Here is a 1,238-nt window from a genome sequence, read left to right as displayed (position 1 = left end):
GCGGGTTTGTGAATAGTAGTCAGCCTCGGCTTCGGCGGGTGGGCGTCGGTCGAGGCGGTGCATGAGCCGGCTGGTGTTGTACCAATGCACCCAGTCGGCGGTGATGGTCTCGACACTGGCCAGGCCGGTGAGTGGTCCGCGGCGAAAAGGTGAGTCGTCGCGGATGCATTCGGTTTTGTAGAGCCCGATGGTGGTCTCGGCCAGGGCGTTGTCGTAAGCGTCGCCGACCGTGCCGATCGACGGGCTGAGCCCGTGTAGCTGCAAGGTCTCGGTGAGGTGCACCGAGGTGTATTGGGATCCGGCGTCGGAATGGTGAATCGTCTTGTTCTGCAAGGGATTACCTTGTCGTCTCCGTATCGCGGCGGCCTGGGCGATGGCCCGTTCGACGAATGCGGTGTGCTTGGACGTGGAGCATTCCCAGCCCACGATCCGTCCGGCGAAGGCGTCGATGACGAACGCGGTGTAGGCGAACGTGCCGGTCGCCAGGCGCACGTAGGTGAAGTCCGCGACCAGCAGCCGGTTGGGTGCCGGCACCCGGAACTGGCGGTTGACCAGGTCCGGTGCCCGGGTCGCGGCCGGGTCCGCGATCGTGGTGCGGACCTTCTTGGCCCGGGTCACGCCGCGCCAGCCGTTGACCTTCATCAGCCGCTCCACCGTGCAGCGCGCGACCTGAACACCTTCGCGGTTGAGGTGGGCCCACATTTTCAATGACCCGTACAACGCCTCCGGTGGGCGCCTGCCGTGCTCGTCGGGCTCGTAGTAGCCGGCCAGTACCCCGGTCACCGTGGTGTCCCACAGCGCCCGCTTGGACGGCGCCCGGACCGCCCAGGCGTAATAGGTCCTCGGGGCGATCTGGCAGCCCTGCGCGGACAGCGCACGGCAGATCGAAGCGACCCCGAACCGAGCCTCGTGCTCGGCGATGAACCGGCAGATCAGCGCTGTCGCGGGTCGCTCTCCCGCGCGAAGAAACTTGTCGCGGCTTTCAAGATCTCGACCGTGCGTTCCAGTTCGGCGTTCTTCCGCTTCAACTCCCGGATCTCCCGCGCGGACTCAGACGACACCCCGTCGGCCTGGCCGGCATCGATCTCGGCCTGGCGAACCCAGCGGCGCAGCGTCTCGGCCGTCATACCCAACCGGGCCGCCACCGCCTTGATCGCAGCAAACTCAGACGGATAGTCCTGAACATGATCAATGACCAGCCGGACCGCCTTAGCGCGGGTCTGCTCGTCGTACTTACT

General features: G+C 66.2%; 1 protein-coding gene. It reads right to left on the bottom strand.

What is annotated here, in order from left to right:
• A protein-coding gene (locus tag ABD231_RS42110) for an IS3 family transposase (protein ID WP_344166086.1) occupies nucleotides 1-1,238 on the bottom strand; the annotation gives its coding sequence in 2 pieces (ribosomal slippage) (nucleotides 1-971 and nucleotides 971-1,238; 1,239 coding nt annotated over the 2 pieces). This gene is flagged as partial in the annotation.

It is taken from the genome of Kribbella yunnanensis, assembly GCF_039529655.1.
Taxonomy (GTDB): domain Bacteria; phylum Actinomycetota; class Actinomycetes; order Propionibacteriales; family Kribbellaceae; genus Kribbella; species Kribbella yunnanensis.
Note: the sequence above shows the minus strand (reverse complement) of the source record. Positions and strands in the feature narration are given on the sequence as shown.